Raw genomic sequence first — 19,921 nt, 5'->3', positions numbered from 1 at the left:
GCGGAGCCCCGCGGCCTTCGCGCCGTGGGGGGAGTGTGATGCATTGTCGGGTGCGGGTGCGGGTTGCGTCGTGGCTGGTCGCCGGGTGCGCGGCGGAGCCGCATGTCGATACGGCCCCGCGTTCCTGGATGACCCCTCAGGGAGTCTTGAGGAGCGTCGTGCGCACGTGCGCCTCAAGCGCGGTGTGCATCTCCTCCGGGCCGGTACCGGCCGTTCCGGACGCCAGGACCTGCGTGGCCAGGCCGTCGATCAGCGCGGTCAGCGTGAGCGCCGCCGCCTCCGGGTCGATCGCCTGACGGAACACGCCCTGGGCGACGCCTCTTCGTACGACGTCGGCGACGGTCTCCCGCCACTGCCGGTAGTACTCGGCGTGCAGCCGGCCGACCGCCGTGGAGCGCGCGGCCTCGGCCCACAGGTCGAGCCAGACCGCCCACTGGCGGCGCTGCTGCCCGGTGCGGGGCGTCTGCAACTCGATGAGCTGGGCCAGCTCCGCCACCGCGTCGTCCGCCGCGGCGAGCCGGGCGGCACGGCGAGCGGTGTCCTCGTCCATGCACCAGCGCACCGCCGCCTCCAACAGGTCGGCGCGGCCGGGGAAGTGGTAGTGGATCGCGGCGGTGCTGGTGGCACAGGCGCGGGCGATGTCGGCGACCCGCACCGCGTGGAATCCGTGCTCGGCGACGAGCCGGACCGTCTCGCGGACGATCTGCAGCGGACGCCCGCCCTCGACGGGCGCGACGACGGCCGGGGCCTGCTCCTGGGGCAGCACCCCGAGCAGCCGGCCGGCGTCGACCCTGCCCTCGTCGGCGATCCGCGCCAGCTCGGCGGCCGTGAAGCGGCGGGTGCCGCTCAGCGACCGCGACAGCTTCGACGGATCCATGACGATGCGGCGCGCGAACTCACGCTGGCTGACTCCCGCTGCCGCGATGACCTCGCGGACGCGGGCGGCGGTGTCGGCGCTCGGTGCGCGGTCGGGGACGTCGTTGGTTTCCACGGGGCCCGACCCTAACCACGTATTGAGAAGAACTCAACACGCAACCTGAAGAAAGCCATGTAGGAGCAGGTATTGCGCACCTGACTTGCTCATCAGTCAGGTGCGCAATACCTGTCCCACCGGACCCGACCGTGCCCTCTTGTCGCGTCGGCCGAAGGGATTTAGTGTGCAGGCCACACAAGCGCTTTCCGCGAGACTTGCGAGCCCTTGGAGGCGTTCCGGATGACCGCCCGGAGAACACTGAAGGCCTGTACCGCCGCAGCCCTGCTCCTCGCCGCGTCCATCGGGGCGGCCCCGACGGTCACCGCGGCCCCGGCCGCGAAGCCGCGCCCGCTGCCCACCGTCTCGCCGACCCCGCAGCACATCGCCCGCGCGGGCGCCGACGTGCCCCTGCCGGCCCGCGCCGAGCTTGTCGTCGACGACGCCACCGACCCCGCCGCCCGCGCCCGCGTCACCGCGATCCTCACGGACCGCGGAGTGCGTGCGGTCGACGTACGGGCCAAGGCCTCGGGCCGCGCCCCGCTCACCGTCCTGCTCGGCCCCGCCACCCGGCCCGACATCGCCCGCGCCCTGCGCGGCACCGACGTCCCCGACCACGCCGAGGGCTACGCCCTGCGCGCGGCCAAGGGCACCGTCGCGCTCGGCGGCACGGACGCCACCGGCCAGTTCTACGCGGCCCAGACCCTGCGTCAACTCGTCAACCGGCACGCCGTCGCGGGCGCCTCGGTCAGCGACTTCCCGTCGATGGAGCTGCGCGGCAGCATCGAAGGCTTCTACGGCCCGCCGTGGACCACCGACGAACGCCTCGACCAGATGGACTTCCTCGGCGAGGTCAAGTCCAACACGTACGTGTACGCGCCCAAGGACGACCCGTACCACCGCGACAAGTGGCGCGCCCCCTACCCCGCCGACAAGCTGACGGAGCTCGGCGACCTCGTCGACCGGGCCGGCGTCAACCACGTCCGGTTCACCTTCGCCGTCTCGCCCGGCGGCTCCGTCTGCTACTCCGATCCGGCCGACGTCAAGGCGCTCACCGCCAAACTCCAGTCCCTGTACGACCTGGGGGTGCGCTCCTTCTCCGTCCCGCTCGACGACATCAGCTACACGAAGTGGAACTGCGCCGCCGACGAGGCGAAGTTCGGCGCTCCCGGTCGCGGCCCCGCTGCCCAGGCGCAGGTCGGTCTCCTGAACGCCGTCCAGAAGGACTTCGTCGCCACGCACGACGGCGCCAACCCGCTGCAGATGGTGCCCACCGAGTACGGCGACCTCGCCGATACCGCGTACAAGCAGGAGCTCCGCGCGCACCTCGACCCGGCCGTCGAAGTGATGTGGACCGGTACCGACGTCGTACCGTCCGACATCACCAACTCCCAGGCACAGCAGGCCTCCCAGCTGTTCGGGCGCAAGGTGTTCGTCTGGGACAACTACCCCGTCAACGACTTCGGGCAGACCGCCGGACGCCTGCTCCTCGCTCCGTACGACAAGCGCGAGCCGGGCCTCTCCGACAACCTCAGCGGACTCGTCTCCAACCCCATGAACCAGGAGGCGGCCAGCAAGCTCGCCGTCTTCACCATGTCCGACTTCTCGTGGAACGACCGCGGCTACGACCGCACCCGCTCCGCCCGCCGGTCGGCCCTGCACCTCGCGGGCGGCGACCCGCACGTGGCCGACGCCGTACAGGTCTTCGTCGACCTCAACCACATGGCACCCACCTTCGGCGCGACACCCTGGCAGCCCCAATCGCCCGTACTCGGCGCCGAGTTGGCCGCGTTCTGGAAGACGTACGAGTCCGATCCGCGCGCCGCGATCCGCACCTTCGCCCCGAAGGCCGCCACGATCGCGCGAACCCCGGCCGTGCTCCGCGCAGGCGTCCCCGACCAGCTGTTCCTGCACGACGCCGACCGCTGGCTCACCGCCACCGAGCACTGGGGCGAGGCGCTGCGCCAGGGGCTCACGGCGCTGCGCGCGATCGGCGCCCACGACACGGGCGGCGCGGCCGCCGCACGAAAGGCCATGGACACCGCCGCCGACACCGCCGCGCGCATCACCGTCGACCCGGCCGAACACCACCAGCTCGGCCCCGTCAAGATCGCCGACCCCTTCCTCCAGGACTTCGTCACCAAGGTCGACGCGCTCCACGACACGGCGGCGCAGGAGTCCTGAGGCGACGCCTCGCGTTCAGCCTGCTGTGCGGCCGGGCGCTGGAACCGATCCGGAGCGGGACGTGCGGGACAGGCTCAGGAAAGCCGATCGAGGGGCCCGAGGGTCTGACTCCTGAGCATGTCCCGCACGCTGTCGCCCAGTCGGTCCTTGTCCCGCTCATGGACGGTGAGCAGCGCCTGCACCACCCGGCCGAAATTGTGCCATCCGTGCGGCATCAGGCCGAGGCCACGCACGGTTCGCTCGTAGAGCGCGATCAGTTCGTCATCGGTCAGCTCTGTCGTGTCGTGGAGAAGGAGCTCCAGCAAGTCGTGCGCCAGGGAGGAAGCCCGCTCACCATCGACGGGAACGAACGTCGTCAGGGCAGGGCCCAGATTGCCGATCACCGGCTCCAGCGCGAGGCGCAGAATCGAGTCGGCCGTGGACCCCGTCACCGCGGCCTTGTGCCACAGCTCGTCCCAGTACGACCGCTGCCACACCTCGCCCCCGTGCCCCTGCGGATAACCGAACAGCCAGTTCGCGTCGACCGGCTGGGGTGCGCGCAGCGTCCCTGCGCGCAGAGTGATCGTCAGCGTGCGCCCGCCGCCCTCGCCCCAGGCCTGCCGGGGGGTGAAGGTGAGAGCGAAGTCCGTCCACTGCTCCTCGTCCATCGACGACCGCCACAGCATGCAGTGCCGGTGCCAGACGTGGACCGGGTCGGCGGCCTCGGGGAACAACTCCGCCGCGGACGTGCGCCCGCGCAGAACCACGATCATCAGCACCAGGTTCGCACCGTAGAGACCGTGGCGTGCCGCGGTACGCAGCGCGGCAGGACGGTAGGCCGGGTACTGATCGGTGGTGCGGGCCCCGTGGACCCGTAGTACCTCGACGAGGCGCGAGGCGAGCCGGTCCCGCTCCGCGGCCGGCATCCGCTGCGTTAGTTCCACCGCGAAGTGCGTCATCTGACGGGACGACAGGGGCGCGTACGACAGCAGTGTGTAGGCCAGATCATCGTCGATCCTGCCCTCGGCGAGCGAGAACGCGGAAGGCCGGGCCGGCAGCAGATCGGTCAGCAGGCGCAGCGTCAGACGGACCGTCAGGTACTCGCCGAACGTCGCGTGCAGGAATTCGTACGTCGCCAGGACACGTCCGTCCCGCAGCGACTGCGCCCGCTGTACGAAGAAGAACCGGCCGAGGGCGACCTCCGCCGCGTCGAGTGGCGTACGGAAGCCGATGTCCTGGGAGACCTGCTTGCCGAGCAGCGCCACGAGGTCCGCGTCGAGCTCGTCCGCGGACACCCACTGGCGGCTGCGGTTGAACAGGGCGAAGGCGACGAGGGACAGGCGCTGCAACTCCTGCTCCACCCGCTCGTCCAGCACATGATCGGGGACCGCGCCCGGACTTGTCTTGGTCACCTCGCGCCGTGCGAACGTCGACAGGAGCTCCTCGTACAGTTCGGTGACGGCGAGGGGCTCGCCGGTCTCGCCGCGGAGCCTTCCTTCGGTCGCGTCGTGCAGCGCGAGCATCGTCAACAGCAGCGGCTGCTCGGCGAGTTCGCGGTGACGGTCGACTGCTTCCCAGGTGAGCGGCTGTCCGCTGGAAGCGTTGGCCTCGTTCCAGATGGCCAGCCACCGCTGAATCTGTTCCGGCCGGAACGGTTCGAGGCGCAATGCCGCCATGCCCTCGGGGTGGCGGGCCCGGTCGGCGACCGTGGCGCGGCTGGTGACCAGCGCCAGTACCGAGCGGCCTTGTTCGGCCTCGCGCTGCTGGAAGCGGGCCACGCGGACCAGGAAGTCGGTGTGGTGGACGCCTGTCGTCTGGAGCAGCTCGTCGAAGCCGTCCAGGAGCAGAACGGGCGTGGCGCCGCCCGCGGCGCGGACCAGCTCGGGCCACGTCGTGCGTTCACCGGTGACCGAGCGGATCGCCTGCTCGATCTGGTCCTGCAACTCGTCCTCGGCGCGTACGTCGCGCAGGGGGACCCGTACCGGCAGGAATCCGGCGGCGGGCAGCCGAGCGGCGAGCACCCGGGTCAGTACGGACTTGCCGGCACCCGGGTGGCCGAGGACGAGGAGCGGGGCCTCGGTGAGCGCCGGGCTGGTCAGCGCTCCGGCGAGGTAGCGCGTCAGGTCCTGGCGGACGTCGACCTGTTCCCACCAGTGTTCGTCCGCCGGATTCCCCTGGCGTCCGGGTACCGCGACCCGGAAGTCCGGGTCCAGGTACATGTCCTCCAGCGGGGGGACCTCGAACCCCTCCGGTGCGCTCGTGGCGTCGAGGACGGGATGACCGAGGTCGGCGAGGTGGGCCCGGGCGAGGGCCGCGGCCACGTCGACGGGCGGGGCGAGCGTCTGCGCGGTCCGCGCGAGCAGTGTGTCGATGCCGGACAGGGCGAGACGCACCTGGTTGCGGGTGGACCAGTGCTCGATCCGGGTCGTCCAGAACTGGAACTCCGGTGCCTGCTGTATGAGTTGGGCGTACAACTCCTCGTACCGGGCGACCGCGGCACCGGCCATGTCGAGTAGCGACATCCGGATCTCGGCGTGCTGCCGCATCGAATGTCTCTCGGTGAGAGCGAGTCCGTGCAGGAACTGCTCGAAGGCGTCCGCCAGGACGAGGTAGTGGGGGAGCAGGAGGCCGGGGACGTCCTCGGGCGGGATGTCCGGTGTGGGGATCGGCGCTTCGACGGTGAGCAGCGACTGCCAGCGGCTGTCGGGGTGGGATCCGTCCCCCGACGCCCGCTGCGCGATCCGTACCTGCTCGTCCCGCGTCAGCTCCAAATCGTCGAACGAGAACGGCAGTTGCGCCTCCTCCAGCGCCTCGAACCACGCCACCACCACGATCACCGTGTGCGCCGCCCGCAGCACGTCCGTCCGCTCGGCCCGTGCCGCAGCGCGCCCGAGACGTTCCCCGAGTCCGCGCACCGCGTCCCGGCCCGCTCCGACGATCCGGCCGCGCCCCGAGACCATGCCGAGGACCGTGCCGCTCGCGCCGCCGGTCGCCATATTCAGCGCCCCGCCGAGCGCCCGGTCCAGCGCGGCGATCCGCGCGGAGTCGATCCCCAGCAACTCCAGCGCGTCCGCGAATGACAACAACCTCCGCGATGCCATTACGCCCCCCGATCGGCATTGCCTGGTACGCGTCCCGACAGTACAGAACTTCGCGCGCCCCCGACCGGCGTACTCCGTGACCCCCCGAATGGCCTACGGTGTGGCGGTGGACAGTCAGGGGAAGCGGGCGGTTCGGCTGCGCCTGACCGGGGCCGCCGCCGTCGCTGTCGTATCGGGTGCGGCGGGATCGTGGGCGTACGCGCGGGCCGGTGCGTCCGCGTCCGACCTGGTGCGCGACCTCGCGGTCGGCTGGGCGTACGTGGTCGCCGGACTCATGGCCTGGCGGCGCAGGCCCGCGAACAACACCGGCCGCCTCATGGTGCTCGAAGGCATCACCTGGTTCTTCGGCAACCTTCAAGGCACCGCGAACCCGGCCCTGTTCACGTTCGGCGCCTGGTGGGAGGCGCTGAACATGGCGGTGCTCCTGCACCTCATCCTCTCCTTCCCGGAGGGGCGCCTCACCACGGTCCTCACCCGGCGCCTCGTCCAGTTCGCGTACGGGCTCGTCGCCGTCGGCGGTCTGCTGCGTACGCTCCTGTTCGACCCGGCGACGGACACCGGCGCGACATATCTGGACTGCCGCGACTGCGGGCCCAACCTCTTCTTCGTACCGCCCTGGCACGGCATGTTCGACACCTTCGACGCCTTGTACCACGCGGCGGGGTGGGTGATCTCGGCGGTCGCCGCCGTCGCGATCGTGCTGCGCTGGCGGCACGCGTCCGCCGCGCGCAGGCGGGCGCTGCTCCCCGCCTGGATCGGGATCGGCGTCGCTGTCGTGTTCCTGATGTGGGACATGCTGTTCTACGTCGTGCCGTGGTTCGGCGAGGTCGGCTCCGTCGCCGAACAGGCCGTCTACCTGCTCTCCGACCTCGCGCAGGTCGCCGTCCCCTTCGCCTTCCTCGGCGGCCTGCTGCGCATGCATCTGCAGCGGGCCGAGGTCAGCGGGCTCGTCATCGACGTGGGCACGGACCCCGACTCGACCAAGGTCCGCGAGGCCCTCGTGCGCGTCCTCGGCGACCCGACGCTGCGGCTCGGCATGTGGCGCGAGGAACGGGGCGCGTACGTCGACGGCGCGGGCCGCGAGGTGAGCCCCGAGGGGCCGGGACGCACCCGGGTCGGCGCGTCCGACGGCCGCCCGCTCGCCCTGCTCCACCACGACCCGGCGCTGATGGATGACCCCGAACTGCTGGAGTCCGTCGCCGCCGCGCTGCGTCTCGCGCTGGAGAACGTCTGGCTGCGCACCCGCGCCAAGGACGTCGCCACCCGCATCGTCCAGGCCGCGGACGCCGAACGCGGGCGCCTGGAAAGGGACTTGCACGACGGGGCGCAGGCCCGTCTGGTCTTCGCGCTCATGGCCGTACGCCGGGTGCAGCGCGGGCTCGCCGACCACTCCGACGAGACGTTGCGCGCGGCCGCGGGCGAGGCCGAGTCGAGCCTGCGCCTGGCCATCGAGGAGCTGCGCGGCATCGCGCAGGGCATCCACCCGGCCGTGCTCACCCGCGAAGGGCTCGCGCCCGCGCTCAACGCCCTCGCGAAGGAGGCCGCGCTGCCGGTCGTCGTCGCGGCCGAGCCCCGGCGCTACGACCCGCTCGTCGAGAGCACCGCCTACTTCACCGTCTGCGAGGCCCTCACCAACGCGGCCAAGCACGCGCGGGCCCGCGCCGTCAGCGTCTCGGCCCGGCACCAGGACGGCCTGCTCGTCGTGGAGACGGTCGACGACGGTGTCGGCGGGGCCGACACCGGGCGCGGCACCGGCTTGCGCGGCCTCGCCGACCGGCTCGCCGCCGTCGACGGCGTACTGCACATCCACAGTCCCGCCGGTGGCGGGACCCGAATCAGGGCGGAGCTTCCGTGCGGGTGATCGTGGCCGAGGACTCGGCGCTCCTTCGGCAGGGGATCGTGCGGCTGCTCACCGACGAGGGGATCGAGGTGGCCGCCGAGTGCGCGGACACCGTGCCGCTGCTCGGCCTCGTCGCCGCGCACGCGCCCGACGCCGTGCTGCTCGACATCCGGATGCCGCCCACCCACACGGACGAGGGCCTTGTCGCGGCGGCCGCGATCCGCGCCGCCCATCCGGGCACCGGCGTCCTGCTGCTGTCGCAGTACGTGGAGACGTCGTCCACCGTGCAGGCGCTCGCCGAGCGGCCGGAAGGCTTCGGCTACCTGCTCAAGGAGCGTGTCGCCGACATCGACGAGCTGCACGGTGCGCTGAAGCGGGTCGCCGCCGGCGAGACCGTGCTCGATCCGCTGGTGGTCGCCCGGCTGATGGAGGCGCCGCGGGCGGCGGGCCCGCTCGACGAGCTGACCGGCCGTGAGCGCGACGTCCTGACGCTGATGGCCGAGGGCCGCTCGAACGAGGCCATCGCGCAGCAGCTGGTCATCGGCGGCAAGACGGTCGAGACCCATGTCCGCAACATCTTCGGCAAGCTGCGCCTGGAGCCCGACCTGCTCGAGCACCGGCGGGTCATGGCCGTTCTCACGTATCTGCGCGGCTGAGACTGCCTTCTCTGTCTTCGCAGCCCGCGCGGACCCGTGCAAGAGGTCCCGGCTGTCCGCTCCGGAGACGACGTCGTCCCCCGTTTTCCCCCGTGGCCCCCGTACATCGTCTGCGGAGCGGTGCCGGACTTCGAATGTAGGCGGTGAGGGCGGCCGGGACATCAGGGCCAGCCCTGAGATGTGGAACGGCGCCCACCTCTTTGATCACGGCATGTCCCTATTTGCTCACCGGCGACCGGTCGGGCGTCCGGCGGGGTGATTGCTCCCCTGCGCCCCTTCACAGTGCCCGCGGCCCGGGTCTATAGTCCAAAACTAGCAGTGCTAATTTACCGCTGTCCCTTGGAGCTGACCTTGCGCCCCGTGCACTTCGCCGCCGCCCGCCGCACCCCGATCGGAAAGCTGCGCGGAGCCCTCTCCGCCATCCGCCCCGACGACCTCGCGGCGACGGTGATGCGCGGCGTGCTGGCGGACGTCCCCGGACTCGACCCGGCCCGGATCGACGACATCTACTGGGGCGCCGCCAACCAGGCGGGCGAGGACAACCGCAACGTCGCGCGGATGGCCGCCCTCCTCGCCGGCCTCCCCGAATCGGTGCCCGGCGCGACCGTGAACCGGCTCTGTGCCTCCGGCCTGGAGGCCGTCACCACCGCGGCGCGCACCATCGCCGCCGGGGAGGCCGACATCGTGCTCGCGGGCGGCTCCGAGTCCATGAGCCGCGCCCCCTTCCTGCTGCCCCGCCCCGACGACGCGCTCCCGCACACGATGCAGACGTACGACACCCGCCTGGGCTGGCGCCTGGTCAACCCGAAGATGAAGGAACTGCACGGCGTCCTCGCGATGGGCGAGACCGCGGAGGAGGTGGCCGAGCGGTACGCGGTCTCGCGCGAGCGCCAGGACGCGTTCGCGCTGCGCAGCCACCAGCGGGCCGCCGCCGCGCGCAAGGACGGCCTCTTCGACGCCGAGATCCTTCCGGTCACGCGGCCCGACGGTGTCGTCGTCGACGCCGACGAATGCATCCGCCCCGATACGTCCCTGGAGAAGCTCGGCGGCCTCAAGCCCGTGTTCCGCAAGGGCGGTTCGGTCACCGCGGGCAATGCCTCTCCCATGAACGACGGCGCCGCGGGACTGCTCCTCGTCAGCGAGGAAGCCCTGCACGACCTGGGCCTGGAATCCCTCGGCCGCTACGTCGCCGGAGCCTCGGCCGGAGTCCACCCCGACGTCATGGGCATCGGCCCGGTGCCTGCGACGCGCAAGGCACTCGGCCGCGTCGGCTGGTCGATCGACGACATCGAAGAGGCCGAGTTCAACGAGGCGTTCGCCGCGCAGGCCCTCGCCTGCGTCGAGAGCCTCGGCATCGACCCGGAGCTCGTGAACCCCAGCGGCGGCGCCATCGCGCTCGGCCACCCGCTGGGCTGCTCCGGCGCCCGCATCCTCACCACCCTGCTGCACCGACTGCGCCGCACCGGCGCCGCGCGGGGCCTCGCCACCATGTGCGTCGGCGTCGGCCAGGGCAGCGCCGTACTCGTCGAACGCGGCTGAACCCACACCACAGCAGGAAGCACCGAACGGAGCACCACCCCCATGGCAACCCTGTCCCTCGCCGCGATCCTCGCCGAGTCCGCCCGCCGCCGCCCCGACAAGACCGGGCTCGTGGAGGGAGAACTGCGCCTCACCTTCGCGGAGCTGTGGCTGCAGGCCCGCAAGCAGGCCGCCGCCCTGACCGGCGTCGGCGTCCGCCCGGGGGACCGGGTCGCCCTGATGGCGCCCAACACGGCCGAGTTCCCGCGCGCGTACTACGCGGCACTCGCGGCCGGCGCGGTCGTCGTCCCCGTACACCTGCTGCTGTCGGCCGAGGAAGTGCGGCACGTCCTCAAGGACAGCGAGGCGACCCTGCTCCTGTGCCACCCGGCGCAGGCGGCGGTCGGCGCGGCCGCCGCGGAGGCCACGGGCGTGCGCATGGTGACACTCGGCGCGGGCGGCGAACTGGAGCAACTGACCGAAGATGCCCAGCCGTTGACGTCCTACGTGACCCGCGAGGCCGACGACCCGGCCGTCATCTTCTACACCAGCGGCACCACCGGCGTCCCCAAGGGCGCCGAGCTCAGCCACTTCAACCTGGTGATGAACGCGACGGTCAGCGCCTTCGACGCCCACGACGTGCACCCCGACGACATCGCGCTCGGCGCGCTGCCGCTCTTCCACGCGTTCGGCCAGACCGTCTCCATGAACGCGACCTGGCGGGCGGGCGCGACCCTCGTCCTGCTGCCCCGCTTCGACGCGGCCCGCGCGATCGACCTGATGGTCACCGAGAACGTCAACACGTTCCACGGCGTCCCGACGATGTACGTGAACCTCCTCTCCGCGGCGCCGGGCGCCGAGAAGCTGCCGCAGCTGAAGATCTGCGTCTCGGGCGGCGCCTCGCTCCCGGTCGCGGTCCTGGAGGGCTTCGAGCAGGCCTTCGGCGCGACCGTCTACGAGGGCTACGGCCTCTCGGAGACGTCTCCGGCGGCCGCCGCCAACCAGCCCGTGTTCGGCGCCCGACCGGGCACCATCGGACAGCCCTTGTGGGGCGTCGACGTGGAGATCGCGCGCGCCGAGGTCGAGGACCGCGTCGACCTGCTGCCGACCGGCGAACTCGGCGAGGTCGTCGTCCGTGGCCACTGTGTCTTCACCGGCTACCTGGGCCGCCCCGAGGCGACCGCCGAGGCCCTGGTCGACGGCTGGTTCCGCACCGGCGACCTCGGCACCAAGGACGGGGACGGCTATCTGCGCATCGTCGACCGCAAGAAAGACATCATCATCCGCGGCGGCTACAACGTGTACCCGCGCGAGGTCGAGGAGGTCCTGATGCGTCACCCCGGCATCGGGCACGCCGCGGTCATCGGGCTGCCCGACGACGTGCACGGCGAAGAGGTCTGCGCGGTGATCGTGCTGAAGCCCGGCACCGAACTGGACGCGGCGGAACTCACCGCCTGGTCCAAGGAACACCTCGGCAAGCACAAGTACCCGCGCCGGATCGAGTTCACCGACCAGTTGCCGCTGGGCCCCAGCATGAAGATCCTCAAGCGTGAGCTGAGGGCTACGTACGCGGGCCGTTGACCCGCGCGGTCACGCGTATCACCATGTGGCGCCCCTGACGCTCCCCGGATAGGTGGGTCTACCATCGGCCCGCCATGCACGACATATTCGGGGTCACCCCTTGGGAGTTCACCGCCCTGGCCGCCGCGGCTCTGCTGGTGGGCTTCTCCAAGACCGCCGTCAGCGGCGCCAACACGGTCAGCCTCGCCGTCTTCGCCGCGATCCTGCCCGCCCGCGCCTCCACCGGCGTGCTGCTGCCGATCCTGATCTGCGGCGACATCCTCGCCGTCCTCACCTATCGGCGGCACGCCCACTGGCCCACCCTGTGGCGGCTGTTCCCCGCCGTCGCCGGGGGAGTGGTGCTCGGCACGGTCTTCCTCGCCTACGCCGGCGACGGGGCCGTCCGCACGTCCATCGGGGCGATCCTGCTGCTGATGGCGGCGGTCACCCTGTGGCGGCGCCGGAAGGCCGGGGTCCCCGAGGTCGAGGAGACGGCGACCCGCGCGGCCCGGGTCAAAGCAGGCTCCTACGGGGTGCTCGGTGGCTTCACCACAATGGTCGCCAACGCCGGCGGCCCCGTGATGTCGATGTACCTGCTCTCCGCGGGCTTCCGGAAGCTGGGCTTCCTCGGCACCTCCGCGTGGTTCTTCCTCATCGTGAACTCCGCGAAAGTGCCGTTCAGCGTGGGCCTCGGCCTCATCGACGGCCGCTCGCTCCTCCTCGATGCCGCCCTCGTCGCGTTCGTCGTGCCGGGGGCCCTGCTCGGCAAATGGGCCGTGAACCGCATCAACCAGCGTTTGTTCGAGCGCCTGGTCATCGCGGCCACGATCCTCGGCGGCCTGCAACTCCTGCTGCACTGAGCTACGGCGTGCGCCGCTCTACGTAGGGCTGAGCGTGCGGTCGGAGCCCGGCTGGTGCGGCAGCCCCTGCTCCAGATCCTCCGCGAGCAGCCGCTTCGCGATCGTGTCGACGGCCGCCCGCAGATCCTCGCCCGGCGGGCGGCCCAGATCCGCCTCGACCTTGTCCGTCAGCCACTCGCCCCACGCATGGTTGATGACACCGGCCTCCCGGCTCCCCGCCTCCGTGTGCGAGAAGTAGGTGCCGGTACGCGACAGATAGCCCTCGTCGACCATGCGCTGGAACACCGGCACCAGGACCTCAGGCGGCAGCATGCGCCGCGCCGAGATCATGCCGAGGCTCGCGTGACCGACCATCCGCGTGAAGAACTCCACCTGCATCACCGCCCAGGCTCCCGCGACGTCGAGCCGGGTGTCCGAGGCCGAGAGGATCCGCCGGGAGGTCTCCAGGTCCGTCGACTTCACGATGTTGCCGACGGTCCGCTCCAGCAGATGCGCCGGATCCCCGGTGGTCGGCTGCGCGAAGCCCTCGCCCATGTCGGAGGAGCCCATCCGCGCGCTGTCGCGCAGCTGCACCTGCTTGAGGAAGAGCGCCACCAGGAACCCGATCGCGGCCACCGGCACCGTCCACAGGAACACCGTGTGCAGCGAGTCCGCGTACGCCTCGATGATGGGCGCCCGCGCGGGGGCCGGCAGCGCGTGCAGCCCCGCCGGATTCTGCGCGGCCTTCGCGAGCGCCGCAGGATCGATCCCGGTACCGGACCTGGCGGCCTCGGCCACCCCGTCCGCCAGGTTCGGCTTGAGCGTGTTGGCGTAGATCGTGCCGAAGACGGCCGTCCCGAAGGAGCTGCCGAGCGTACGGAAGAAGGTGACGCCCGACGTCGCCGTGCCCAGGTCCGCGTACTCGACCGTGTTCTGCACGGCGATCGTCAGCACCTGCATGCACAGGCCGATGCCGACACCGAGCACGAACATGTACAGCGACTCCTGCCAGGCGCTGGACGCGCTCCCCATCAGGGAGAGGAGATACAGGCCGAGCGCCATGACGAGCGAGCCGACGATCGGGAAGATCCGGTACTTGCCGGTCTTACTGACCACGTTGCCGGAGAAGATCGACGCGATCAGCAGGCCGATCACCATGGGCAGCGTCCGCACGCCGGAGATCGTGGCCGAGTCCCCGTCGACGTACTGCAGATACGTCGGCAGGAACGTCATCGCGCCCAGCATCGCGAAGCCCACGATGAAGCTGAGGATCGAGCAGACCGTGAAGACGGGATTGGCGAAGAGCCGCATCGGCAGCATCGGTTCCGCCGCGCGCGACTCCACCCAGCAGAACAGGCCGAGCGCGACGATGCCGCCCGCGAACAGGCCGATGATGGTGGCCGAGCCCCACGCGTACTCGTTGCCGCCCCAGCTCGTCGCGAGGATCAGCGCGCTCGCGCCGATCGCGACGAGCGCGATGCCCAGATAGTCGATCACCGGCCGCGTCGCCGACTTCACCACCGGGATGGTGCGGGCCGCGGCGATCACCACGATGATCGCGATCGGTACGTTGACGTAGAACGCCCAGCGCCAGGTGAGATGGTCCGTGAACAGGCCGCCGAGCAGCGGCCCGATGACCGTGGCCACACCGAACACGGCGCCGATCGCACCCTGGTACTTGCCGCGCTCGCGCAGCGGGATGACGTCCGCGATCAGCGCCATCGCCGTCACCATCAGACCGCCCGCGCCGATGCCCTGCATCGCCCGCCAGGCGATCAGCAGCGTCATGTTGCCCGCGAGGCCGCACAGGAACGAGCCGGTGATGAAGACGATCGCCGAGATCTGGAAGACGACCTTGCGCCCGAACAGGTCACCGAACTTGCCGACGAGCACCGTGGCGACCGTCTCCGCCAGCAGGTACGCCGTCACCACCCACGACATGTGGGCCGCGCCGCCCAGGTCCGAGACGATCGTGGGCAGGGCCGTGCCGACGATGGTCTGGTCGAGGGCGGCGAGCAGCATGCCCAGCATGATCGTGACGAAGACGACGTTGCGGCGGCGCTTGTCCAGGAACGGGGCTTCTGCGGCGGGCTGCGGGGTATCGGTGGCGGTCACTTGTGCAGGGTCCACCGGGGCGGCGGACGGCGCATTCGGGTGGGGCCGGATTGGTGACGCGTTGGCGCCGTTCGGTGTGCTGACCGGCCGGCGGGCGCGGGTGGTGTGCGGTTGCTCGCGCCGTTCCCCGCGCCCCTTACGGGGCTGCCCTCAGCCGGGGCGCCGAGGCTGCCGCATCCACCGGGGTGCCCTGGTCCACCTGGGCCGCAAGGGCGCGCGCCCACCGGACGAGCCCTTCCGTGTCCAGGGACGCCGGGGCGATGCCTCTCCAGGCCGCCAGGACGTCCGCTCCGCGGCGCAGCAGGCGGGCGCCGCCCCTGGCGTTGCCGCGGGCCGCGTGGGTGAGGCCCACCGCCATCTGGGCCAGCGCCCGCCACAGGGCGCGCTCGGACTCGGGGCCGGACTTCCAGGCGTCCTCGAAGACCTCGTGCGCATGGAACGGGCGGCCCGCGTCCAGCAGGTCCTGTGCCTCGGCCAGGGTCTCTGCCGGGGTGCGCACGACGCCCTCCGGCTGACGGTCGACGCCGGGAGTGCCGTAGGGGAGGGGACGGCCGAGACCGTCACGGGGGCGGGCGTTGCGGGCCCGGCCCTCCTCGTCGCGGTCCCGGTCGCCGCTCTGCGAAGTGCTCATGGCCCGATTCTCGCCCACGTCCGCCGGTGGCCGCGGAATCGGTTTCAAACCACCCATGAGCTTGGGGTATCGTTCTGTCTGTCGCCGCCGGACGGGACTCCGGAAGGCAGCCGACATCGGGACGTGGCGCAGCTTGGTAGCGCACTTGACTGGGGGTCAAGGGGTCGCAGGTTCAAATCCTGTCGTCCCGACTTAATGAAGTCGCAGGTTGTGGGGCCGTTTCAGAGAGATCTGAGGCGGCCCCACAGTCGTTTCCCCCTGCTGATCGCCGTCTCACCGGGGCCCCTCGCCCGAGGTGTGCTCGGGGTGTGCCGTGCGCCAGGCCGCCATGGACGCGTCCCATTCGTCCCCCGACAGCGCGGTCAGCGACGCCGGGAACAGGCCGTCCTCCTCCTTCGCGATGTGCCGGTGCAGTTCGTGCGCGGCCTCGGCGAAGGTGCGTACGTCCGCGGGCCTCGTCAGGTCCAACGTCGGGAGCAGCGCGGCCAGTTCGCGGTGCTCCGAGACCAGGGCCGCGATGTGGTCCGCGTACTCGGGGTCCTCGCGCATCACCCGGAACAAGCCGTCCTCCTCGCCGCGCCAGTGCGCCGCGAGCTCCACGGCCATCCGGTCCACGAGGGCGCGTGCCCGCTCCGGATCCCCGCTGTCGAGAGCCCGCAGCGCGTCACCGGCGGCGTCCGTGACCCGCTCGTGCTCGGCGATGAACTCCTTGATGAGGGGAATGTCCCGGCAACCGCAGTAGTGACACATGGGGTCAGTGATACGTCAGTCCCGAGGAGGGATCGTGGAGGCGGCCGGTGCGTGGCGCCCCTCGTGGCAGCATGCATGTAAGCACCAGTTAAAACGGCGGTGAACCACCCATTGCAGCGGCGGTCGAGCCACCGGTCACAGCGGAGGGCGGGAACGGGCATGTCCGGCGGGGCGGTTGAGGCGACATCTGGCGACGGCACGGCGGCGAGCGCGGACGGGCCCGCCCGGCTCACCGTCGCCGCCCGTCTGGACGCCGTACCGATCAGCGCATGGCACTGGCGGATCACCCTGCTCGCCGGGCTCGCCACCTTCTTCGACCTGTACGAGGTGTTCCTCGGCGGGGTGCTCGGCAGCGTGCTCACCGAGCAGTGGCAGCTGGACTCGGACGGCAAGGCGCTGCTCGTCGGCGCTCCGTTCTTCGGCATGTTCGCCGGGGCCGTGCTGCTCGGCAGGGCGGCGGACCGCTTCGGCCGGCGCCCGCTGTTCATGCTCAACCTCGCCGGTTACAGCGTCAGTTCGCTGCTCGCGGCCTGCGCCCCCGATCTGACGTGGCTGATCGTGCTGCGCGTCGTCGCCGGTATCTTCCTCGGCGCCGAACTCCCGCTCGTCGACACGTACGTCAGTGAACTGTTGCCCGGCGCGGTCCGCGGGCGCTTCATCGCCGTCGCGTACACCCTCGGCTTCTGCGGCGCGCCCGTCGCCGCCCTGCTCGGTGGACAGCTCGTCGCCGAACGGGATCTGCTGATCGACGGCTGGCGGTGGCTGCTGATCTTCGGCGGTCTCGGCGCGGCGCTCGTCTGGGTGCTGCGGCGCTCGCTGCCCGAGTCGCCGCGCTGGCTGAGCGCCCAGGGGCGGCACGCCGAGGCGGACCGGATCGTCGCCGACGTGGAACGCGGCGCCGGGCTCACGCCGACACCTGCGCCTCAACTGCCGTCGCCCGAGCCCGACTCGAAGTCGGAGTCGGGGCCGGAGGAGGGGGAGTCGACGGAGAAGGAAGCCGTCGTAGCAGTCCGGGAGCTGTTCCGGCCGCCTTATCTCCGTAGCACCGTGATGCTCTGGATCTTCCAGGTGCTGCAGACCGTCGGCTACTACGGCTTCGGTTCCCTCGCGCCCCTCGTCCTGATGGCCAAGGGCCACGACGTGGTGCACTCGCTGACGTACACGGCGCTGAGCTTCCTCGGCTATCCGATCGGCTCCGCCGTCTCGATCCTGTTCATCGAGCGGATCGAACGCAAGACGCTGGTCATCGCGTCGGCCGCGGGGATCGCCGTGTTCGGCCTCGCCTTCGGCACCGCGGACTCCTCGGTGGCGATCGTCGCGGCGGGCGTCCTCATGACGCTCACCCAGAACATCTTCTCCAACGCCTTCCACGTCTACCAGGCCGAACTGTTCCCCACCGGGATGCGCGGCAGCGCGGTCGGCATCGCGTACTCGCTGTCCCGGCTCACCGGCGGCGTCCTGCCCTTCGTGGGCCTCGCCGTCCTCGACGCGTTCGGTGCGACGGGGATGTTCGCCGGGTGCGCCGTCCTCATGGCGCTGCTCTGCGTGGACGTGGCACTCCTCGGGCCGCGCACCACGGGGCGGGCGCTTGAGAGCGTACGGGGATAGGCTCGCGCGGCGTCGATACCCGCCGCGGAGATCCCTCAGAAGTGCCTTGAGGGCGAAAGGTGATCATGGGCGTTCGCAAGCTGCACTCCGACGAGGCCGACATCGACGAGGCGCTCGTCCGGGCGCTGGTCGACGAGCAGTTCCCCCCGTGGGCAGTGCTGCCGCTGCGGCACGTCGACTCGCACGGCACGTCCAACGTCCTCTTCCGGCTCGGCGACGACCACGTGATCCGGCTGCCGCGCAGGCCGGGGTCGGCGCCGGACCTGGAGAGCGAGGGCCGGTGGATGCCGTTCCTGGCCGCCCGGCTGCCGGTCGCCGTGCCCGAGCCCGTCGCCGCGGGGAAGCCGGGGCACGGGTACCCGTATCCGTGGGCGGTGCACCGCTGGCTGCCCGGCGCGATCCCGACCGTGCGGAGCCTGGCGAAGCCGGAGGCGCTGGCCGAGGACCTGGCCGCGTTCGTCGCCGCGCTGCGCCTGATCGACACCGCGGGTGCCCCGGAGGCCTACCGGGGCCGCCCGCTCGCCGAACGGGACGGCGACACCCGCGAGGTGCTGGGACGGCTTGCGGGCGTGATCGACTTCGACGCGGCGCTCGCCCTCTGGGACACGGCCGTGCGCGCCCCGCGCGGCCCGCTCCCCGACGTGTGGCTGCACGCCGACCTGCAGCCCGGGAACCTCCTCGTCGACGACGGCCGGCTCAGCGCCGTCATCGACTTCGAGTGCATGGGCACGGGCGACCCGGCCGTCGACCTCATCGTCGCCTGGTACGTCCTGGACGCCAGGGCCCGCCGGGTCTTTCGCGAGTCTCTCGGCGGTGACGCGGACACCTGGGCGCGCGGCCGGGGCTGGGCCCTGACCATCGCCGCCCACGAGCTCGCGTACTACCGGGAGTCGAACCCGTTCATGGCGCGGACCGCCGAGCGCGTCATCGGAGAGGTACTGGCCGAGGGCCGCGCCTGAGAGCCTGTCGTCGAACCCCGGCGCTACCTGACCGGTGCGATCGACGGGCTGTCCGACGCGTCCCGCTGGTGCGGGATGACGACCGGCGCGCTGCCCTGCGACAGGGCTACCGTCCGCGTCGGCGCCGGGATGCGGATGCCCTCCTCGCGGAAGCGCCGGTGCAGCCGCTTGATGAACTCGTGCTTGATCCGGTACTGGTCGCTGAACTCGCCGACGCCGAGGATCACCGTGAAGCTGATCCGTGAATCGCCGAACGTGTGGAAGCGGACGGCCGGTTCGTGTTCCGGCATCGCGCCCTCGACGTCCTTCATGACCTCCGCGACGACCTCGATGGTCACGCGCTCGACGTGCTCCAGGTCGCTGTCGTAGCCGACCCCCGCCTGCACGAGCAGGGTCATCTCCTGCTCCGGGCGGCTGAAGTTGGTCATGTTCGTGCCCGAGAGCTGGGTGTTCGGGATGATCACGAGATTGTTGGAGAGCTGCCGCACCACGGTGTTGCGCCAGTTGATGTCGACGACGTACCCCTCCTCACCGCTGCTGAGCCGGATGTAGTCGCCGGGCTGCACCGTCTTGGAGGCCAGGATGTGCACGCCCGCGAAGAGGTTGGCGAGCGTGTCCTGCAGGGCGAGCGCCACCGCGAGACCGCCCACGCCCAGCGCGGTGAGCAGCGGGGCGATGGAGATCCCGAGCGTCTGCAGGACGACCAGGAAACCCATCGCGAGGACCACGACCCGCGTGATGTTCACGAAGATCGTCGCCGAACCGGCCACGGCCGCCCGGGACTGCGCGACCGCCCGGACGAGTCCGGTGACGACGCGGGCCGCGGTGAGGGTCGCCGCGACGATGACGAACGCCGTCAGCGTCATGTTCACGTTGCGCCCGGTGCGGGCGGTCAGCGGCAGCGCCTCGGCCGCCACCGCCGCACCGGCGGCGACGGCGGCCCACGGCACGAGGGTGCGCAGTGCGTCGACGAGCACATCGTCCCCGCCCCAGCGCGTCCGGCTGGCCCGCTCACCGAGCCAGCGCAGCAGGATCCGCAGGAGCACTCCGGCCAGCAGGCCCGCCACGAGAGCGACGCCCGCGATGATCAGGTCATGGAGCTCGAGTCCGCGCGTCACCGGATGCCTCCGGGGCACAACGCAGCGATGGGCTCGGGTATGTGATGTTTCGTCACGTGCACCTGCTCGGTAGGGGAGGGTTCCCGCGCGGCC

General features: G+C 71.4%; 14 protein-coding genes and 1 tRNA gene. 9 read left to right on the top strand and 6 right to left on the bottom strand.

From position 1 onward, the window contains the following. Positions 1 to 136 precede the first annotated feature (136 nt). Positions 137 to 991, bottom strand: coding sequence for a TetR family transcriptional regulator C-terminal domain-containing protein (locus ACIREE_RS34790; RefSeq protein WP_404161449.1), 855 nt, complete (start codon positions 989 to 991; stop codon positions 137 to 139). A gap of 222 nt (positions 992 to 1,213) precedes the next feature. On the opposite strand from ACIREE_RS34790, the gene ACIREE_RS34785 reads away from it, so the two are divergent. Continuing rightward, entirely contained in the window at positions 1,214 to 3,154 is a 1,941-nt protein-coding gene (locus ACIREE_RS34785) for a beta-N-acetylglucosaminidase domain-containing protein (RefSeq protein WP_404161446.1), read from the top strand. 74 nt (positions 3,155 to 3,228) lie between these two features. Here ACIREE_RS34785 and ACIREE_RS34780 read toward each other — a convergent pair whose 3' ends face one another. Beyond that, positions 3,229 to 6,216, bottom strand: a complete 2,988-nt coding sequence (locus tag ACIREE_RS34780) for an NACHT domain-containing protein (RefSeq protein WP_404161443.1) — start codon at positions 6,214 to 6,216, stop codon at positions 3,229 to 3,231. A 124-nt stretch (positions 6,217 to 6,340) separates the two neighbouring features. Between ACIREE_RS34780 and ACIREE_RS34775 the strand changes: the two genes are divergently transcribed. The 5 genes from ACIREE_RS34775 to ACIREE_RS34755 all read left to right on the top strand — a co-directional run bounded on the left by ACIREE_RS34775 (position 6,341) and on the right by ACIREE_RS34755 (position 12,668). Further along, positions 6,341 to 8,095, top strand: coding sequence for a sensor histidine kinase (locus tag ACIREE_RS34775; protein WP_404161439.1), 1,755 nt, complete (start codon positions 6,341 to 6,343; stop codon positions 8,093 to 8,095). Next, positions 8,092 to 8,730 (top strand): LuxR C-terminal-related transcriptional regulator, encoded by a 639-nt coding sequence (locus ACIREE_RS34770; protein WP_404161808.1) that lies wholly within the window; start codon positions 8,092 to 8,094, stop codon positions 8,728 to 8,730. Before ACIREE_RS34775 ends, ACIREE_RS34770 begins: the two co-directional genes overlap by 4 nt. Before the next feature lie 351 nt (positions 8,731 to 9,081). Continuing rightward, positions 9,082 to 10,269, top strand: coding sequence for a thiolase family protein (locus ACIREE_RS34765; protein ID WP_404161806.1), 1,188 nt, complete (start codon positions 9,082 to 9,084; stop codon positions 10,267 to 10,269). A 42-nt stretch (positions 10,270 to 10,311) separates the two neighbouring features. After that, complete coding sequence (locus ACIREE_RS34760; RefSeq protein WP_404161436.1) at positions 10,312 to 11,829, top strand: long-chain fatty acid--CoA ligase; 1,518 nt, start codon at positions 10,312 to 10,314, stop codon at positions 11,827 to 11,829. 74 nt (positions 11,830 to 11,903) lie between these two features. After that, positions 11,904 to 12,668, top strand: a complete 765-nt coding sequence (locus ACIREE_RS34755; protein ID WP_404161434.1) for a sulfite exporter TauE/SafE family protein — start codon at positions 11,904 to 11,906, stop codon at positions 12,666 to 12,668. 18 nt (positions 12,669 to 12,686) lie between these two features. On the opposite strand, the gene ACIREE_RS34750 is transcribed toward ACIREE_RS34755, so the two are convergent. Beyond that, a complete protein-coding gene (locus ACIREE_RS34750) occupies positions 12,687 to 14,762 on the bottom strand; it encodes an MDR family MFS transporter (RefSeq protein WP_404161431.1) in 2,076 nt (691 codons plus the stop codon). A 136-nt stretch (positions 14,763 to 14,898) separates the two neighbouring features. Then, positions 14,899 to 15,393: a DUF309 domain-containing protein gene (locus tag ACIREE_RS34745; RefSeq protein ID WP_404161428.1), complete on the bottom strand. Its 495-nt coding sequence runs from the start codon at positions 15,391 to 15,393 to the stop codon at positions 14,899 to 14,901. A 117-nt stretch (positions 15,394 to 15,510) separates the two neighbouring features. On the opposite strand from ACIREE_RS34745, the gene ACIREE_RS34740 reads away from it, so the two are divergent. Continuing rightward, positions 15,511 to 15,584 (top strand) — tRNA-Pro (locus ACIREE_RS34740). A gap of 82 nt (positions 15,585 to 15,666) precedes the next feature. Here ACIREE_RS34740 and ACIREE_RS34735 read toward each other — a convergent pair. Continuing rightward, positions 15,667 to 16,143: a hemerythrin domain-containing protein gene (locus tag ACIREE_RS34735; protein ID WP_404161426.1), complete on the bottom strand. Its 477-nt coding sequence runs from the start codon at positions 16,141 to 16,143 to the stop codon at positions 15,667 to 15,669. Positions 16,144 to 16,302: 159 nt separating this feature from the next. Here ACIREE_RS34735 and ACIREE_RS34730 point away from each other — a divergent pair, with 159 nt between their 5' ends. Together ACIREE_RS34730 and ACIREE_RS34725 are read left to right on the top strand one after the other, a co-directional pair. Further along, positions 16,303 to 17,751 (top strand): MFS transporter, encoded by a 1,449-nt coding sequence (locus ACIREE_RS34730; RefSeq protein WP_404161424.1) that lies wholly within the window; start codon positions 16,303 to 16,305, stop codon positions 17,749 to 17,751. Positions 17,752 to 17,816: 65 nt separating this feature from the next. Continuing rightward, positions 17,817 to 18,710 (top strand): aminoglycoside phosphotransferase family protein, encoded by an 894-nt coding sequence (locus tag ACIREE_RS34725; protein WP_404161422.1) that lies wholly within the window; start codon positions 17,817 to 17,819, stop codon positions 18,708 to 18,710. Positions 18,711 to 18,733: 23 nt separating this feature from the next. Here the strand turns inward: ACIREE_RS34725 and ACIREE_RS34720 are convergent, their stop codons facing one another. After that, positions 18,734 to 19,828, bottom strand: a complete 1,095-nt coding sequence (locus ACIREE_RS34720; protein ID WP_404161419.1) for a mechanosensitive ion channel family protein — start codon at positions 19,826 to 19,828, stop codon at positions 18,734 to 18,736. Between the last annotated feature and the right edge of the window lie 93 nt (positions 19,829 to 19,921).

The organism is Streptomyces sp. NPDC102467, from assembly GCF_044765445.1.
Lineage (GTDB): Bacteria > Actinomycetota > Actinomycetes > Streptomycetales > Streptomycetaceae > Streptomyces.
Note: the sequence above shows the minus strand (reverse complement) of the source record. Positions and strands in the feature narration are given on the sequence as shown.

Bases quoted from the DNA above. Each gene is read 5' to 3' on its own strand.
- ACIREE_RS34785 (WP_404161446.1), top strand. From the start codon at position 1,214: ATGACCGCCCGGAGAACACTGAAGGCCTGTACCGCCGCAGCCCTGCTC.
- ACIREE_RS34760 (WP_404161436.1), top strand. From the start codon at position 10,312: ATGGCAACCCTGTCCCTCGCCGCGATCCTCGCCGAGTCCGCCCGCCGC.
- ACIREE_RS34755 (WP_404161434.1), top strand. From the start codon at position 11,904: ATGCACGACATATTCGGGGTCACCCCTTGGGAGTTCACCGCCCTGGCC.
- ACIREE_RS34745 (WP_404161428.1), bottom strand. From the start codon at position 15,393: ATGAGCACTTCGCAGAGCGGCGACCGGGACCGCGACGAGGAGGGCCGG.
- ACIREE_RS34735 (WP_404161426.1), bottom strand. From the start codon at position 16,143: ATGTGTCACTACTGCGGTTGCCGGGACATTCCCCTCATCAAGGAGTTC.
- ACIREE_RS34730 (WP_404161424.1), top strand. From the start codon at position 16,303: ATGTCCGGCGGGGCGGTTGAGGCGACATCTGGCGACGGCACGGCGGCG.
- ACIREE_RS34725 (WP_404161422.1), top strand. From the start codon at position 17,817: ATGGGCGTTCGCAAGCTGCACTCCGACGAGGCCGACATCGACGAGGCG.